Genomic DNA, 14,905 nt, shown 5'->3' with positions numbered 1-14,905 from the left:
CTTACTTCACGACCTTATCCATAACCTCTTTATATTTATTAAACTCATCATCTTTCATATCGCCATTCATCTGTAAAAGGAAATTCCCCTTCGCATATGTATGTGAGAAAAGCATTGGAGCTGAGTTTCCTAGTTCATCATAGTACTTCTTAGCCTTCTCTAAATCTTCTTTCTTACTAAATTCAAATACACGGCCACCTTTATCCTCACCTAATGCCGGAGTAAGGATTCGTTTTCCGTCTTTACGCATGTTTCCGAATTCCTTTTTCGGTAGATCTGTAGCATTTTCAGCTTCTATCCCAGCTTTTTTGAACTCATTAATTAACGATGTTGTAGTAACTGGTTCAGGTTTCTTTTCTTCTTGTTTAGGTTTCGATTCAGTTGCAGTCTTATCAGTTGAGCTACACGCAGCCATTCCCATAAGTAAAGCGCTACACGCTAATGCAGTAAGTATTTTGCGTTTCATCTTGTTACCTCCAGTATGTATTAGTTACTTTAATTTGTTACGAATAGCTTTTAGTACACCATCAACATTGTAATCAGGAATATTGCGAATTGTACGCTTCTTTGTTCCAAACAGTTTCTTTATTTCGAGATAAATAATCCCTGTATTCATAAGAGAGATACCAAACATCCCCTCGATAATATCAAAATCAACCTCTTTAATATCTTTATACTTCACTACTTCAGCTTCAGCGCCACCAAATAAGCCGCCTTTCATCATTACCAGATACAAGTTATGTTCCCCGACTACGATAAATCCTGTTTTTGTTAGCTTTGGATCAGCAACTTCAAAGTAGTGAATATTCTCTTTAGCTTTCATAACTTTCTTTAAAGCATCAAAAGCATATTGATAATATTTACGCTCAGTTTTTGGTAGTTCTTTAGATATTTCAACCATTTCGTTTAGTGTAACTGGGTATTCAATAACGCCAAAGCGCTCATCAATTTTAGTGTATTTTGGAGTAGCCATATAATATCCCCTTTTAAAATGTAAGATTTCTCACCTCATGGTAGCAAACAAGCTATTTGTATATTGTCATATTTTGTCGGGTGAAAATAAAAAAAGACACCCTAAGGTGCCCTGTGATATCTATTTCAATTTTGTATATACTTCAATAAATTCTTTCAAACGATCTGTTGAATCTAACACTTCTAATCTTCGTGCCCATCCCCATTCTTCTACTGAAAATGGTTCTCCACTCCATAATATTTCTACATCACGACGATGGCGGGAATCCCAACTATCTGGAGAATCTACATAGTACGCATCGCTAGTTATTCTGACAATCGCATACACATTAAATTTAGTTGTTTGGCCAGTTCCAACAACTATGATATCGCCTAATGCAACATCATGGTGAAAACGATCAAAGAATGTTCGTATTAATCCCCAGCGACGTTTTTTCTCTGCTTGTTCATCTAATGTTTTAAATAATTGCGTTTTTTTAGTGTCACTTAACTTCCCATAATCAAGGTCAATTCCATTTTCATCTAATGCTACAAATGGTTTCTCGTCATTAATAAATCGTTCTGCCCATTCTCTAAAAGTCTTCATTAAATAAACGTTCATAATAACCCCTCCGTTAAGTAATTAGTAAAAATAATAAAGTTACTTAATAAATGCTGTCAAATCAACGTTTATAAGTAACTAGTATATTTAAGAATATTATAATAAACCTTGATATGAAAGTAAAGTAAGTATTTATCGACAAATTACTTATGATATTCATAAAGAAAAGACACCCTAAGGTGCCTTCCTCCTACTTTAAAATTAATTTTAACCAACCATCATTCAAAATCATATTCCTAATAAATTTAACTTTTTCTTTAGTGGATTTACCAGTATGCGCACTACCATTCCGATACATAATTAATTGTTCGAGGAATTCATTGATGTTCGGTAGAGTCTTTATTTTCGCTTTTTGAAGATAATGCTTGATTTGTCCTAAAGTTAAACTTTGATTTTTCTTGATTACTTTATGTTTCTTTAAGAGTTGATTGAGCTCAGTTTCGATAACTTTTGAAAATTCAACCATTACGGGAGCAAAGTCAATTTCACCTTCCTGATGAATTTGATATAGATATTCCCCAGTAGAAAGGAATTCTAGACTATCAGGATTCAATTTAGGAAACTCTTTTTGGAAATTCTCTTTAACTTGGTTATAGTCTATATCCACATTCCCTTTATTTTCTTTCATAGTCAATGCAATCTCATGCATTTGCTTTAAAATAACTCTCCAATCTTCTTCGCTTTCTAGAATAATTTCGTCATCTTTTGTGCAGCGGCTCTGTAATTTTAATAGCTTTAGAGCCCACTCTCGTACCTCAGCTATTTCATTTTTATGTATGTCTTTTAGCTTTTCTACATCTTTTAAAAGTGTTTGCATTTTGCTCTGTATATCTCTTTCAATCAAACGATGTTCCATAAGCATATCCACATTTTTATCCATTTTAATTAACTCATCTTCATATGGCCATTTTTTTAGCCCTAATTGAATAAAAGCTTTAGCAGATAAGTAATCTTTTAATGCAATATAACAATGAATTATTCCAACGTATATCTTACTTTTTTCTTCATCTTGATTTAAAGAAAATGAGAAAATTCTTTGGCTGTCACCATCAACAAATTCAAGATGATTATTCCCATCATCAATAAATGCCATAGCTTTTTTATAGAGAATCAGCGCTTCTTCATACATTTGTTTTGAATATAAAATCTCCGCCTTAACAAACAGCCCCACCTCATCAGTAGAGATGTATAGAGCTCTTTCACAATACTTTAGTGCTGAATCATAATCTCCTAACCTATAAAATGCATAGGCAAGATTATGAATGTTTGTATTTATTGGGTTTTTCGCAACCATAGGTTCTAAAAGTTCAACAGCTTCTTTATACTCATGCAAGCCTATGTAAGAAATTCCTAGGTTAGATGTAAGAAATTCATATAAATGCTCGTTTTGATTTTGAAAGGAGGCTCGTTGATTCTTATATATAGTTATTCCTTCAGTTGCAATCCTTTTAGCTTCTTTCGGGCTTTTTAAGGGGTCACAACAAAATAGGGTGAAATTAATACAAATCTGTAAATAAACCAAAGGATTATCCGAGTAATTATGAAGTAGTTCCTGATATGTTTGATAAGCCTTTTGAATTTCACCCTGTGCCTGATAAGTATATGCCATTATGTTACCAAAAATATGATTTTTCTTTTTGTATTTTTGGTATAGTTTTTCAATAGCAGGAGCAGCTTTTTTTATTGAATCTTCTCCTTTTATCGCAGGCTGCTGCATCATTTCAAGAAAAAAAATAGATTGTTGAATAAATGCCTGATTAGTTAATTCAAAAAAGTATTCTATTGCACCTGAAAAATCTTTTTGGAATATCAGTAGCGAAACAGCCCAATATTTTGCGGCTTGATTGGATGGTTTAATTTGCAACGCTTTCTGTATATACTCAAGTGCTTCTTCTATTTTCTTTTGATCTAATTCATCTGAATTACTGGATTCAAAAGTTGCCTTTGCCAAATTAGTATAAGCACCGGATAAATAGGGGTAAGAAGTATTTTTGGCCAACTCAATCACCTGTGAAAATTTTTCGATAGCCGGTTCATATATTCCCTTTGTTAAAAGTCGATCCCCTTCCCAAAAAATATCAGTTATTTTCTTTTCATCATAATTTATAGTCATTTTGCACCTCTTTCTTCTTAGTTATATATTATAATATATAACTAAAATTGGTTGCTATGTAAAATGTGAGCATTATAAATTAATGTTTTTGTTGTGAACTTTTTTAATTTTTGATTCTACTATTATTAAGTATTATCTATATATGACATGTTTTTTATATGAAAAAACGACACCCTAAGGTGCCTTCCACCGACTTTAACCATCTTAATTTTAATAATATGTGTTGGACTCCCATCCAAACTAATTATCCCTTTTGAAATAAATCTGCAAACGTGTCATAGATTTTTCCCGAATATTTTAAGCTGGAATGAGGATTTAAGATATAATAGAAATCGACTTAATAGAAAAATGTTAGTAAGGATCACTTAAATAAATTTTTGGGGATGAATATATATGGATTGGTGGCAAAGCTTTTTAAAAGATTATCAGTGGGTATTCGCTGTGGTTGCAACATTTACAGCGGCATCGCTTGCTCAAGTTGTTGCGCATTACTTTACAAGAAAAAGAGAAAAAAATGCATATTTAATAGAATGTTATCAAAATTTTTATTCCCCAATTCTCTTTAAAGTATTATTATTTTTTGATGTGAAGACAGCATTTAGTAAAAAGGATATGAAAGAGAATATAAATGAGAATCAGATTTTTGAAGAGATTATAGATTTATTTGCAAAGAATCTTAAGTATGCTACACCTAGTTTAATAGCTTCATATGAAATGGTAAAAAAAAGAGATATATATGACGATGTAAGTGGGCAAAGAGATCCTATGCTTGAAATCAAACTTTGTTTCGAATTCATGGAAGAATTAGAGAGTGTATCAAGGAAGTTAGGGATTAAAACTAAACAAATAGAATTTTTAAAGTATAGAGTATTGTTTGCTTTATGGCTTTTATTATCTGAAACTTATTCATGTGAAGTTGCTCTTACAATTATGAAAAATGATTTTGAGTTTAATGATAAAAAATTGAATAAACGCACGTTAAAGAAAGTTAAAAAGCTATTATCTAAAGATTTTAAAAATCATACAGAAAAGCTGTTGGTTGTTGCGGAAAAAATTGTTATTAATATTGTTGAAGTTGACCCTAGAGGTACTGAATATAATCCCTTGGTATTACAAATAGTACAATCTAATTTTAGGGAAAGGGGAGCAAAATCAAATCGCTTAGAAAAGCAATTAGGTTAAAGGGGGTTATATTTATGGGGAGTATTCGTGGCTACCAAAGATGAGAATACAGTAATGCTTGTGAAAAAGGAACAGAAAATGGCTGGGGAAATTAAAGACCACATAGGGAACATATTAGCTAAATAAAGACCAATCACATATAGTAGCTACGGTTAGTGGTGCTGATGAAATTCTTAAGTGTAAAGGTGTTGTTAGATCAAGGTATTTTATTATTGAAGAAGAGTTCCAAGCGAAGAAAAAACAATTATTAGATATATAGAGGGGACGCTCATTTGAGCGTTTTTTTATTTTATAATCAGGTGATTTAATTTCATATGTATTACTGTAAAAAAAGACCTAGATAATAATTTATTTTAATTGGACTATAGATACTTAAAAATAAATAATTAAGGTATAATATTTTTTGTGAATAATTGTAGGAAGGGGGAATATTTTGTCTACGCGTATTTATTTTTCTGATGTTTTCGAAAGAATTTCTCAGTTCATAGGTGATGAAAATATTCATATAGATAAGGAGTTTTTAGGTTCTCTTTTGCGTTTTCTTTCTAAAGTTTGTAATTATGAAGAAGAAGAAATCAAAATTAGACCTAAATTAATACTTACAAAGAATATAGAAAAAGTTTTAAAAACGGTTCCTTATCATTTCAAAGTTAAAAGAGGAATGGGAAGAAGTAATGGTGAAGACTTTGATAAGATGATAAAGGCTATTATGCCTTTTTGTAATTTAGGATGGTATGTTTATGTGGATTTTCAGGATGATGAAATTGAATATGGGATAATCCGTTCATTTAGTGGCCCTAAGGGTTTGACTCTAACTGAGACACTATATTCTAATAATCTTAATGAAGAGGGAGTTTCAATAGTAGAAATTTCTGTAGCTAGTAAGTATGAAATAGACATACAAGGGGTCAAACAGGAAAAATTAATAATTGATTTTAGATTAGTTAGTGAATGTCAGCAAGATTATCCCACTATAATAGAATCAATGGCGGGAGATATTGTAGCTAAAATCGATGATCAAGAAACACGTGAAAAATTGAGTGATGTATTTAAGAAGTTACTTAGATTACCTCAAGATAGAGTTCATGGAACTATATGCATGGTGGTAAATGATGATTATTGTTTTCCAAATGACTCTTTATCGGATGGGATTTGGCTTGATGAGCCAATCAACCTATCTGAATCCGCCTTATTTGCAATTAATGAAACTAGAGATATTTATTTAGGGGAAAGATACTATGCACTTTCAGGACTATTCATAGAAATGTTAAATATGGATGGTATAACGGTTATTGATAATAAAGGGAATGTGCGTGGATTTAATGTATTTATTAACAAACAGATAGAAGAGAGACCGGCAAGGTTGATTTCTGGCGGAGCAAGAAAAAGAGCTTTCTATTCATTGCTTGAGACCGGAGACCCCAAAATTATAGGTGTTTATTTCCAGTCTCAAGATGGAGAAATTATGTATAAAAGGATGTGTGATTACCATGACAGAACATAGCCTTCCAGTTGTATGGGGAGCGAATCAAGGACTCCCTATCCCAAGAAGTGACTTGATGCAAATAAATAAGGTAGTCGAATATAACAAAAGATTATACCCACGTGAGGTACATACCATAGTAAAAGCCTTCGATAATGAATTGTACGATATGGCTATTGAATATACCTGGACAAGAACCTTTAATATACTACGAGATAGAGTGATGTCTTTTGGAAGTGATTTTGTTCTCGAGATGTTAGGTAGGACCGATGAGGACACCTTAGATTCACTTTCTGAGATAGAAACTGTAAGGTTGGCGGCTGATTTAGGAATTATAAATGAAACCGCTAAAATGAGATTTATGCACGTAATTGAATTAATACAGCATTACTCATCAAGAGAAGCACCTGAAGGAGACACAATTAATCCCTTAGATACTTTAAATAATGTGGGCATATGTGTTCAATATGTATTAGGTTTTGAAGAAGATGGGTTTATAATAGAATATTCATCATTTAGGAATAGATTAAAAACAGAAAAAATTCCCGCAGAAGACTCAGTTATTGAAACATTAAAGTTGGCGCCTTATTTTTATAAAAGAACAACAGTACGCACCTTATTAAATCTTATAAAAAGAACTAAAAGTGGAGAGCAAGAGAATGTATTTGCTAATGTGAGTACTATAGTTCCAGCTGTTTGGGAAGACCTTCTATCAGATGATCGTTATCCATTAGGATTCTCTTATGCTGAGGCAATTAATGAAGGGGATCAAAAACTCGTGTCTGCTTTTAAATCGTTGCTTTTAAAAGTGCAAGGATTTGATTATGTTCCAGAGGATTTACGTTCAAGATCATTTATTACTGTTGCCAAAAACTTACTAGATGTTCATTATGGTTTTGATAATTTTTATAACGAACCTGCAGCTGCAAAATCATTAATGTCAATGGGAACAACAATACCAAAACCGGCAATTGGTGCTGTTGTATCTGCAACATTAGCTTGTAAGATAGGGAATAGCTATGGTGTTTCTGATCGTGCGCAAACGTTCTTAGATAAAATTCTTGAAACTTTATCAAAGGAACAATGGGAGCATTATTTTAATATGGTATTCCCAGCAGATGAAACAATGATGGATAAGTTAATGTATTCTAATAGCAGAATGCAGGAAAGATGGACTAGGGTAGTTGATAGTCATTCATTGGATCAGTTGAATTTTAAAAATACAAGAATTGAGAGTTTAATTACGGCATCCCAAAGCTCAAATTATAGACGAGTTAACACGATTTTAGACGAATTAAAAGTAAAATTACGTGGAACAAAAAAATAATTTGTTAGTTCGTTAAAGTTTTTTTTATGAAAATTTACTACTAGAATGTATTTGAAATAAATTAATACATTACCCTTGGAAAATCCTATTATGAATTTGAATGAACTGTAATAGTATGAATTAAAAATAATAAACATAATAAGGAAGCTAATAGGCTTCCTTATTATGTTTATTTAAATTTAGGACTGATTTTTTCTAACATCAAATCACAGTATATCTTTTTTGTTTTTGCATCATTTTCACGTACAATGCAACTTACTTAGCAAAACGACCTTGCTGACATACATTAATCTCCTTATAAGCTCTTTGAATGTCAGTAAATGTCTTATTTTATCTATTAATTCCAAATCCAAGTATCATCATTGGTTGGGGTTTTAGCGTTATCAATTTAGAATAATATATTAATAGAAAAATAATAAAGAGTTAAAAGAACGTACGTTCGTTTTTGTGCTTTCTGGGGAAAGTTCTGTATTTTTCAAAATAAGGTTTTATAGAATCATTGTGATTTAATTCGCAAACTAACATGAGAATACTGGAGGATGTTGGGATGGAAGAAGTACAAGTTGAATGCATAGAGACAGAAATTAAAACAGAGTTAAGCGGTATTGTGCGTGCAGCGAACACAGGGGACTCAACATCATATGAAATATTATTGAAAATAAAAGAAGCGATTGGTAGCATTTAAAACTATCAATCGCCTGATATTTTAACGAGGTTTCGTATTATTTCTAAAAGTTCTTTTTGTTTTTCTGGATTTTTTGTTCTTATTTGTGACATGAGAACTTCTAATTCATCTTTCGCGGCCATCTCTGAATCTTTTTGATCAGATTCGCCTAAGACATAAGATACAGATACATTTGCAAGTTTAGCTATATCTAAAGATGTTTTTCTGGAGGGGCATTTTTCAATTTCTTCATTTTCCCACATAGAAACTGCCGATTTACTTTTTAGGCCAAGTGCGTTAATGAATTCGGATTGACTCATTTTGAGTATTTCCGTTCTAATTTCTTTAACCCTTTTGCTAATTAATTGATGGTTCATTTGTATTCTCTCCTTTTTGTAACGATCAAGCTATACCGAGAATTTATTTTTTAGTCAACATCTAATTAAAATGTAACAGAAAAGTTCACTCAAAGACAACATATTAAATGTTTCTGGAAAAAAATTAATTTAATTGTTCACAAAACGTGAACTTGTTGTTATAATCAAATTAACGAAACGAACAAAGGTGATAAACATGAAATTAAATATAGAAAAAGCCAAGGCGTTACGTAAGAAATGTGGTTATAGTCAGGCATATGTGGGGGATTTTCTTGGATATTCAACAAAATCTTCGTATTCACAACTTGAGTCAGGAAAAAGATAACCGAGTTTATATAGGTTAGGATTACTGTCTAAATTATATGGAGTAACGGTTGATGAGTTAGTAGAAGGTTAACGAAACGTTAACTATTATTTTTAACTAAGTGTTCACTTTTCGTGAACTAGAGGGAGGACAAAAAATGAACCAATTACAAGTGTTCAATAATGAGGAGTTCGGTCAGGTTCGAACAGTGAAGCAGGGGGAAGATGTTTGGTTCGTAGCAAAAGATGTGTCTGACATTTTAGAATTCAGTGAAGCAAGTGCTATGACGAGAACATTAGACGAAGATGAAAAGGGTCTGCACAATATACAGACCGTTCAAGGGGTTCAAAAATTAACTGTTATCAATGAGTCAGGGTTGTACTCAGCAATCTTACGATCACGCAAACCACAAGCAAAAGCATTTAAAAAGTGGGTAACAAGTGAAGTACTTCCTTCTATTAGAAAACACGGAGCATACATGACAGACCAAGTCCTAGAACAAGCAGTAACTAACCCAGACTTTGCGATTGGTCTTCTCACTAAATTAAAAGAAGAGAAAGAAAAGCTTGCAGCAGCACAGCAACAAATCGTACAGCAGCAACCGCTAGTAACATTCGCTGAAGCGTGTATGCAATCAAATGAATCTCTGAAAGTAAGTGAAGTTGCTAAATTGGCAGCTAAACACAATATTAAGATTGGGCCAGTTATTTGCAAAAATTAGAGAATGGAACTTAATGTTCAAGAGATCCACTGAACCAACACAGCCGGCGGTTGAAAAAGGATACTTCGAAATCGCACAAGGTGTTAAACAGAAACCGAATGGAGAACCGTTCACATGGACAACAACATACGTAACACCAAAAGGACAAGCCTACATCATAGACCGACTGAAGAGAGAACAAGAACAGGAGGCGGTTTAGATAATGGAAGAAAGTTCATTCTCACATTTTATGGTATTAGTTGTATTGCTCGCTTTTCTAGGATTGGGATATCTTATGGAACGCATACAGAAACGGATTATGAAGGATGAAAATTGATGAATAGACAGCAGCGGGATGAATACGAGCAAAAGAAACTCTTGTGGATCATAAAGAATTTAAGAGCTAGAGGGATACATAACAGCGCAGATAAGGTTGAGGAAGCACATAAGAAATATATCACCCTAGCTAAATAGAGAGGAGTAATAATTATGACGAAAAATAAAGGAATAGCCCCTGCTGCAACAGAGGCTCAGTTTTTAAAGAATGAATTACTGATTGTGAAAGCTTTCAATGAAGTAGCAAAGAAGTATTTAGCTACTTCTGAACTAAATCCAAGGATTTTAGTTGCTGCTGAATCTCTTTATTATTCAACTCAATCATCTCAGCAACAGCTTGAAAAATTGATTGATGCTCAAGAAATTTAACTTGTTCTGCCTTTGACATAGTACTTAATACTACTTGTAGCTCTTCAGGGAAATTTTCATTTAAAACATCTTCTACCATATTGGTGCGATGTTTTCCATATGAGAGCAGCCCTAAAGCTGTTAATTCGTTAGCGTTTAAACCAATTGTTTTCAAAAAAACACCTCCTTCAGTCTAAGTAATTCGACAAAAAGGAGAGAAATCCTATAAGGATAAGACAAGTCTTTGTTTGTTGGAATATTCAGTAATCTAATATCGGTCCCCCACCTTATTGAAAGGTTCCTGGATATTTCGATGCGTGAAAGCACCAAAACAAAAGAAAACCAGCCGATTACGCCTAATCGACTGGTCCGTGAAACGACTAAATTATTATGTACCTCTATTATAACATGGTCGTTTCTTCTAAGTAAATAAGGAGGAATGTGGAAATGAAAGATGTTTTAGACAAGCAAAAAGAACGTGCAATCGAAACTTTAAAACAAATGTCCGAAAAAGAACAAGACAGCATAAGGAAGCTAGATATCGACTATGTAATTACAGTTTTAACAAATAAACCGCATGGCGCTATGCCGTTCTAGGAGGATAAGAAAATGAAATTATATGAACTTACTTCTAACTATAGAGAGTTACAAATGATGATTGAGGATGGCGTAGATCCATCGGCGTTAGAAGATACATTACAAGCGATTGAAGAAAGCATTCAGGATAAAGTGCAAAACACAGCGTTAGTGATTCGCAACCTTGAAGCTGATGTAGATGCTATCAAGTTAGAAGAAAAGCGTCTAGCAGAACGCAGAAAGGCAATCGAAAACAATTGCAAGAGCTTAAAAGATTACTTGTACCAACAAATGACAGCAACGGATTTAAAACGTATCAAAGGAACAATCGTAACAGTCGGCATTCAAAAGAACCCAGCAAGTTTAGATATCGCAGAGGATGCGGTTGTACCACCAGAATACATGATTCCTCAGCCACCTAAGGTTGATAAGAAGTTATTACTTGCAGCGGTTAAAGATGGGATGAAGTGGGATGGTATTACATTACGTCAGAGTGAAGGCGTGAGAATCCGATGAATAAGAGCGAAACTATCACAGAGTTAGCTAAAGCATTAGTGCAATTCAATTCAGAGGTTAACAAAATTGCTAAAGATGCAGATAATCCTTTCTTTAAAAACAATTACGCAACACTAGACACAATTATAGATGAAATTAGACCAATCCTTTCTAAACACAGATTAAGCATTATGCAAATACCAAGTGGTGACGGGCAAAACGTAACGTTAAAAACACTTCTCTTACATGAGAGTGGCGAGTGGTTAGAAAGCGACGAACTAACAATGAAGCCAGTGAAGAACGATCCGCAAGCAGTAGGAAGTTGTATCACATACGCAAGACGCTATTCACTAGCGGCGTTCCTTAGCTTGAACACAGGTGAAGATGACGATGGTAACGGCGCTACTTATGGTAAGGACAAAGCTAAACCTAAAGGTAATAACGGACAAACTCCAAGTAAACCGCAAGGAAGCGGTAATGGTAAAGCATCAGAGAAACAAATGAAAATGATACACGCAAAGATAGCACATGTAGCAACACTAACACAAACGGATAAACAAACAGTTGAAGATACTTTAAAAGGTAATATTAATGTTGAAAATTTAAGTGACTTAAGCTCACAGTTAGCATCTAAAGCAATACAAGTATTGTCCGGTTGGGAAACGCAGTATAGCCAAGCAGGGTAAGGAGTGAAAAACCTATGTTAGATAAAAACCAATCAAAAGTCGTCCTTCCGGCGTGGGTGTGGAAGGGCGCACGAAATGAAAAAGAGGCGAAAGCAAAAGCCATTGAGTACATTACTCCTGATCGCTATCCAGGATATAAAATAATCAAAATTCAAGGCGACATGGCGGTATGCGAAAGGGAGAATGCATGATGTTCCAGGTACCGATAAGACATGGATCAATGAAGGAAATGTTAACAGCAGTTCGTGATTTGGAAAAACGAGGTTATGACTACGTAACGCCAATCAAGCGAGTGTATAGAGCAGAAAAAACTTTTTATCATGAAGGTAAATTCAGAGGTAAAGATAAGATTCGGTTTACAGGAATGGAAGATTTAGTGAGTTATGAATGTTGGATGAAGAAGGTGAACTAAATGAGTAGCAACATATTTCAACTAGAAACATTTGCAAGAAGCGGATATATGGTGCGACTCGCTTATGTTGATATAACTGAAGATTTAATTGCTGGAATTTTGTTAGGCCAAATCGTTTATTGGTACATGCCTAACGAACAGGGAAAAAGTAAATTGCGAGTTAAGAAGAACGGAGAGTTTTGGTTAGCTAAAAGCCGTGAGGATTGGAAAGAAGAAATTCGAATCACACCTAAGCAATATGACAGGGCAATTAAAATCCTTATAAGTAAAGGGCTTGTGGAAGTTCAAAAATTCAAATTCAATGGTGCTCCTACTAATCATATTAAGTTGAATATTTCCGAAGTTACCCAAAGGGTAAAATCCATTTTGACCTTTGGGGAAAATCCAAATCCCCCTTTGGGTGAAATGGAACTTACCGAAAGGGTTAATTCTTTAACAGAGATTACTACAGAGACTACAACAAAGATTACTACAAAGGAAAAACCTTCTCGTCACAAGTTTGAAACTTGCGACACCAACGGGGCTAAGTATCTATTTGAAAAAATTAAAGGGAATAATCCTAAACAAAAAGAACCTAACTTCGATTCTTGGGCTAACGACTTTAGATTAATGCGCGAAAAGGACAATCGTGAACTACAAGAGATTAAGGATGTTATTGATTGGTGCCAAGCTGATCCATTCTGGCAAGGTAACATTTTATCTCCTAAAAAGCTACGTGAGAAGTTCGACCAACTAACTATTCAAATGAATTCTAAAAAAGGAGCGAAAAACAATGCAGAGAGCGGCGGCAGCAATACCAACAGATATAGCCAAAAAGGTGAATATGACTATGGATTCTGATGTGTGTGATACACATGGCATGAATAAGATGAAGTTCGGCGGACAAGTTGTTTGCCCTCGATGCTTCCTTGAAAACGAAAGTAAAAAGCTTCAGCAGCAGGAACAAGCAAAATACGATGCAGATAAAGCGAATGAGAAGAAATTCATGTTCCACCAACAGAGCATGATTGCTGATAGCAACATTAAGAAAGCTAACTTTGATAATTACCAACCTACTAGCGATGAAGGAGCAAAGAACCTTGAATTTGCAAAGGTAATCGCAACGGATTATCTCAACGGAAAAGTGTTTAACACGATTATGGCCGGAAATTGTGGAGCTGGAAAAACACATCTTGCTTATGCTATCGCAGATCAGCTTGCAGGAGCAGGGAAGTCAGCTGTCTTCGTTACAGTTGGCGAATTGCTACGGAAAATAAAAAGTACGTTCAGTAAAGATTCTACATTAACTGAAGATGCAATTATACGAAGCCTAGTAAGTGCAGAAATATTAATAGTCGATGATTTAGGAGCGGAGTTAGGTGCATTAGATGCCAATACAAAAGCAACAAACTTCATTAATAGGGTGTTATTTGATGTTTTCGATGGAAGGCAGGGTAAATCTACTATCTTCACAACGAACCTTACAGGAGAGCGTTTAGAGGGTGCGTATGACGAAAGGATTGTATCACGTATCTTCAATAAATTTAGGGCGTTAGTTTTCAAAGATACAAAGGATTATAGAAGAAAAGCATTGCCATTTTAAAAGGGGGAGTTAAGATGTGTGCATGTAACGGAACGGGAGTAATTCAGAACGGTATCGGAATGGGTATGTATCAATTCGCACCATGTATTTGCGAAGCAGGGAATCGCAGTCCAGAAGAGGTGGATAGAAGACGCCATGCCGTTATGGCGGATTTAAGAGAAATTCATAAATTACAGCTGGAGGGGAAATGGGATGCCACGACTTGGAACGGGTTTGGAGAAGGAAAATTACACAATGGCATTGCAGCAGGGAAAGTACATGAAGAAATCGCGTCGTAACTTATATATTGCTCTAGAAGAATTGGACCTGGTGTTTGATGAAAGCGAAGTAATTCGATTACAAGAAATGTGGAAGGAAGATAAAGGAATCCTTGAAATCGCAAAAGAGTTAGGAAGACACCAATTAGAAATCGCAGCATTGATTATGGATCAGGCCGATAAGAATAAAATCAAATCTCGTCCAATGGGATTAGGGGCATGAAACAACTAACACTGGAGGATGTTGTAGGCAGTTTTGATTATACGGCAACAAGCACGGCTGATAGGTTCTTACAGCATAACGTCATAACGTATGAAGTTCACTTTTATGACCAGGACGAGCGACAAAAAATAGACTGGTTCGATGTTGAAACAAAAGACGAAGCATGGAGCATGGCGGTGAAAGAACATGGTAAGTATATTCAGAAAATTAAGGTAAATATTTCTAATCGTACACGAGATGAAATTATGTCACTGGATTAGGAGGGAG

Annotated in this window: 21 protein-coding genes and 1 pseudogene; 16 read left to right on the top strand and 6 right to left on the bottom strand. The window is 34.4% G+C overall.

Annotated elements, in window-relative coordinates:
- Position 1: 1 nt before the first annotated feature.
- The 4 genes from ACTFNE_RS25880 to ACTFNE_RS25865 form a co-directional block, all read right to left on the bottom strand.
- A complete protein-coding gene (locus ACTFNE_RS25880) occupies positions 2–466 on the bottom strand; it encodes a stress protein (protein ID WP_439998543.1) in 465 nt (154 codons plus the stop codon).
- A gap of 24 nt (positions 467–490) precedes the next feature.
- Complete coding sequence (locus tag ACTFNE_RS25875) at positions 491–973, bottom strand: PH domain-containing protein (protein ID WP_439998542.1); 483 nt, start codon at positions 971–973, stop codon at positions 491–493.
- A gap of 120 nt (positions 974–1,093) precedes the next feature.
- Positions 1,094–1,573 (bottom strand): hypothetical protein, encoded by a 480-nt coding sequence (locus tag ACTFNE_RS25870; RefSeq protein ID WP_317738830.1) that lies wholly within the window; start codon positions 1,571–1,573, stop codon positions 1,094–1,096.
- A gap of 190 nt (positions 1,574–1,763) precedes the next feature.
- A complete protein-coding gene (locus ACTFNE_RS25865) occupies positions 1,764–3,686 on the bottom strand; it encodes a tetratricopeptide repeat protein (RefSeq protein WP_439998540.1) in 1,923 nt (640 codons plus the stop codon).
- 393 nt (positions 3,687–4,079) lie between these two features.
- Here ACTFNE_RS25865 and ACTFNE_RS25860 point away from each other — a divergent pair, with 393 nt between their 5' ends.
- The 4 genes from ACTFNE_RS25860 (at position 4,080) to ACTFNE_RS25845 (ending at position 8,363) form a co-directional block, all read left to right on the top strand.
- A complete protein-coding gene (locus ACTFNE_RS25860) occupies positions 4,080–4,868 on the top strand; it encodes a hypothetical protein (protein ID WP_439998538.1) in 789 nt (262 codons plus the stop codon).
- A 433-nt stretch (positions 4,869–5,301) separates the two neighbouring features.
- Entirely contained in the window at positions 5,302–6,372 is a 1,071-nt protein-coding gene (locus ACTFNE_RS25855) for a hypothetical protein (protein WP_439998536.1), read from the top strand.
- Positions 6,359–7,678: a hypothetical protein gene (locus tag ACTFNE_RS25850; protein ID WP_439998534.1), complete on the top strand. Its 1,320-nt coding sequence runs from the start codon at positions 6,359–6,361 to the stop codon at positions 7,676–7,678. Before ACTFNE_RS25855 ends, ACTFNE_RS25850 begins: the two co-directional genes overlap by 14 nt.
- Positions 7,679–8,225: 547 nt before the next feature.
- Positions 8,226–8,363 (top strand): hypothetical protein, encoded by a 138-nt coding sequence (locus ACTFNE_RS25845; protein WP_439998532.1) that lies wholly within the window; start codon positions 8,226–8,228, stop codon positions 8,361–8,363.
- A 5-nt stretch (positions 8,364–8,368) separates the two neighbouring features.
- Here ACTFNE_RS25845 and ACTFNE_RS25840 read toward each other — a convergent pair whose 3' ends face one another.
- Positions 8,369–8,719 carry a helix-turn-helix domain-containing protein gene (locus ACTFNE_RS25840; RefSeq protein WP_439998530.1) on the bottom strand — a complete coding sequence of 117 codons (351 nt, stop codon included), beginning with the start codon at positions 8,717–8,719 and terminating at the stop codon, positions 8,369–8,371.
- Positions 8,720–8,915: 196 nt separating this feature from the next.
- Here ACTFNE_RS25840 and ACTFNE_RS25835 point away from each other — a divergent pair, with 196 nt between their 5' ends.
- Both ACTFNE_RS25835 and ACTFNE_RS25830 read left to right on the top strand, forming a co-directional pair.
- A complete protein-coding gene (locus ACTFNE_RS25835) occupies positions 8,916–9,044 on the top strand; it encodes a helix-turn-helix domain-containing protein (protein WP_439998529.1) in 129 nt (42 codons plus the stop codon).
- A gap of 136 nt (positions 9,045–9,180) precedes the next feature.
- Positions 9,181–9,943: pseudogene (locus ACTFNE_RS25830) on the top strand (BRO family protein).
- 375 nt (positions 9,944–10,318) lie between these two features.
- On the opposite strand, the gene ACTFNE_RS25825 reads toward ACTFNE_RS25830, so the two are convergent.
- On the bottom strand, positions 10,319–10,582 hold the full coding sequence (locus ACTFNE_RS25825) for a hypothetical protein (RefSeq protein WP_439998527.1): 264 nt from the start codon (positions 10,580–10,582) through the stop codon (positions 10,319–10,321).
- Positions 10,583–10,854: 272 nt separating this feature from the next.
- Between ACTFNE_RS25825 and ACTFNE_RS25820 the strand changes: the two genes are divergently transcribed.
- The 10 genes from ACTFNE_RS25820 to ACTFNE_RS25775 are packed head-to-tail and all read left to right on the top strand — an operon-like array spanning position 10,855 to position 14,898.
- Entirely contained in the window at positions 10,855–11,004 is a 150-nt protein-coding gene (locus ACTFNE_RS25820; protein ID WP_439998525.1) for a hypothetical protein, read from the top strand.
- A 12-nt stretch (positions 11,005–11,016) separates the two neighbouring features.
- Positions 11,017–11,499 carry a siphovirus Gp157 family protein gene (locus tag ACTFNE_RS25815; protein ID WP_439998523.1) on the top strand — a complete coding sequence of 161 codons (483 nt, stop codon included), beginning with the start codon at positions 11,017–11,019 and terminating at the stop codon, positions 11,497–11,499.
- Positions 11,496–12,164, top strand: a complete 669-nt coding sequence (locus tag ACTFNE_RS25810) for an ERF family protein (RefSeq protein WP_439998521.1) — start codon at positions 11,496–11,498, stop codon at positions 12,162–12,164. The genes ACTFNE_RS25815 and ACTFNE_RS25810 overlap by 4 nt, the downstream gene beginning before the upstream one ends.
- Positions 12,165–12,178: 14 nt before the next feature.
- Positions 12,179–12,355, top strand: a complete 177-nt coding sequence (locus tag ACTFNE_RS25805; RefSeq protein ID WP_439998520.1) for a hypothetical protein — start codon at positions 12,179–12,181, stop codon at positions 12,353–12,355.
- Positions 12,355–12,576, top strand: a complete 222-nt coding sequence (locus ACTFNE_RS25800; RefSeq protein ID WP_439998518.1) for a hypothetical protein — start codon at positions 12,355–12,357, stop codon at positions 12,574–12,576. Before ACTFNE_RS25805 ends, ACTFNE_RS25800 begins: the two co-directional genes overlap by 1 nt.
- Entirely contained in the window at positions 12,577–13,416 is an 840-nt protein-coding gene (locus tag ACTFNE_RS25795; protein WP_439998516.1) for a conserved phage C-terminal domain-containing protein, read from the top strand.
- Positions 13,400–14,158, top strand: coding sequence for an ATP-binding protein (locus ACTFNE_RS25790; protein ID WP_439998560.1), 759 nt, complete (start codon positions 13,400–13,402; stop codon positions 14,156–14,158). Before ACTFNE_RS25795 ends, ACTFNE_RS25790 begins: the two co-directional genes overlap by 17 nt.
- Positions 14,159–14,172: 14 nt before the next feature.
- Positions 14,173–14,436 (top strand): hypothetical protein, encoded by a 264-nt coding sequence (locus ACTFNE_RS25785; protein WP_439998514.1) that lies wholly within the window; start codon positions 14,173–14,175, stop codon positions 14,434–14,436.
- On the top strand, positions 14,393–14,638 hold the full coding sequence (locus ACTFNE_RS25780) for a helix-turn-helix domain containing protein (protein WP_139303974.1): 246 nt from the start codon (positions 14,393–14,395) through the stop codon (positions 14,636–14,638). The genes ACTFNE_RS25785 and ACTFNE_RS25780 overlap by 44 nt, the downstream gene beginning before the upstream one ends.
- A complete protein-coding gene (locus tag ACTFNE_RS25775) occupies positions 14,635–14,898 on the top strand; it encodes a hypothetical protein (protein ID WP_439998512.1) in 264 nt (87 codons plus the stop codon). Before ACTFNE_RS25780 ends, ACTFNE_RS25775 begins: the two co-directional genes overlap by 4 nt.
- Positions 14,899–14,905 lie beyond the last annotated feature (7 nt).

The sequence above is a fragment of the Bacillus cereus group sp. MYBKT111-2 genome, assembly GCF_051915205.1.
Classification (GTDB): Bacteria; Bacillota; Bacilli; order Bacillales; family Bacillaceae_G; genus Bacillus_A; species Bacillus_A paranthracis.
This window is presented reverse-complemented; position numbering and strand designations above follow the sequence as displayed.

Bases quoted from the DNA above. Each gene is read 5' to 3' on its own strand.
- ACTFNE_RS25880 (WP_439998543.1), bottom strand. From the start codon at position 466: ATGAAACGCAAAATACTTACTGCATTAGCGTGTAGCGCTTTACTTATG.
- ACTFNE_RS25875 (WP_439998542.1), bottom strand. From the start codon at position 973: ATGGCTACTCCAAAATACACTAAAATTGATGAGCGCTTTGGCGTTATT.
- ACTFNE_RS25870 (WP_317738830.1), bottom strand. From the start codon at position 1,573: ATGAACGTTTATTTAATGAAGACTTTTAGAGAATGGGCAGAACGATTT.
- ACTFNE_RS25865 (WP_439998540.1), bottom strand. From the start codon at position 3,686: ATGACTATAAATTATGATGAAAAGAAAATAACTGATATTTTTTGGGAA.
- ACTFNE_RS25860 (WP_439998538.1), top strand. From the start codon at position 4,080: ATGGATTGGTGGCAAAGCTTTTTAAAAGATTATCAGTGGGTATTCGCT.
- ACTFNE_RS25850 (WP_439998534.1), top strand. From the start codon at position 6,359: ATGACAGAACATAGCCTTCCAGTTGTATGGGGAGCGAATCAAGGACTC.
- ACTFNE_RS25845 (WP_439998532.1), top strand. From the start codon at position 8,226: ATGGAAGAAGTACAAGTTGAATGCATAGAGACAGAAATTAAAACAGAG.
- ACTFNE_RS25840 (WP_439998530.1), bottom strand. From the start codon at position 8,719: ATGAACCATCAATTAATTAGCAAAAGGGTTAAAGAAATTAGAACGGAA.
- ACTFNE_RS25835 (WP_439998529.1), top strand. From the start codon at position 8,916: ATGAAATTAAATATAGAAAAAGCCAAGGCGTTACGTAAGAAATGTGGT.
- ACTFNE_RS25820 (WP_439998525.1), top strand. From the start codon at position 10,855: ATGAAAGATGTTTTAGACAAGCAAAAAGAACGTGCAATCGAAACTTTA.
- ACTFNE_RS25815 (WP_439998523.1), top strand. From the start codon at position 11,017: ATGAAATTATATGAACTTACTTCTAACTATAGAGAGTTACAAATGATG.
- ACTFNE_RS25810 (WP_439998521.1), top strand. From the start codon at position 11,496: ATGAATAAGAGCGAAACTATCACAGAGTTAGCTAAAGCATTAGTGCAA.
- ACTFNE_RS25805 (WP_439998520.1), top strand. From the start codon at position 12,179: ATGTTAGATAAAAACCAATCAAAAGTCGTCCTTCCGGCGTGGGTGTGG.
- ACTFNE_RS25800 (WP_439998518.1), top strand. From the start codon at position 12,355: ATGTTCCAGGTACCGATAAGACATGGATCAATGAAGGAAATGTTAACA.
- ACTFNE_RS25795 (WP_439998516.1), top strand. From the start codon at position 12,577: ATGAGTAGCAACATATTTCAACTAGAAACATTTGCAAGAAGCGGATAT.
- ACTFNE_RS25790 (WP_439998560.1), top strand. From the start codon at position 13,400: ATGACTATGGATTCTGATGTGTGTGATACACATGGCATGAATAAGATG.
- ACTFNE_RS25785 (WP_439998514.1), top strand. From the start codon at position 14,173: ATGTGTGCATGTAACGGAACGGGAGTAATTCAGAACGGTATCGGAATG.
- ACTFNE_RS25780 (WP_139303974.1), top strand. From the start codon at position 14,393: ATGGCATTGCAGCAGGGAAAGTACATGAAGAAATCGCGTCGTAACTTA.
- ACTFNE_RS25775 (WP_439998512.1), top strand. From the start codon at position 14,635: ATGAAACAACTAACACTGGAGGATGTTGTAGGCAGTTTTGATTATACG.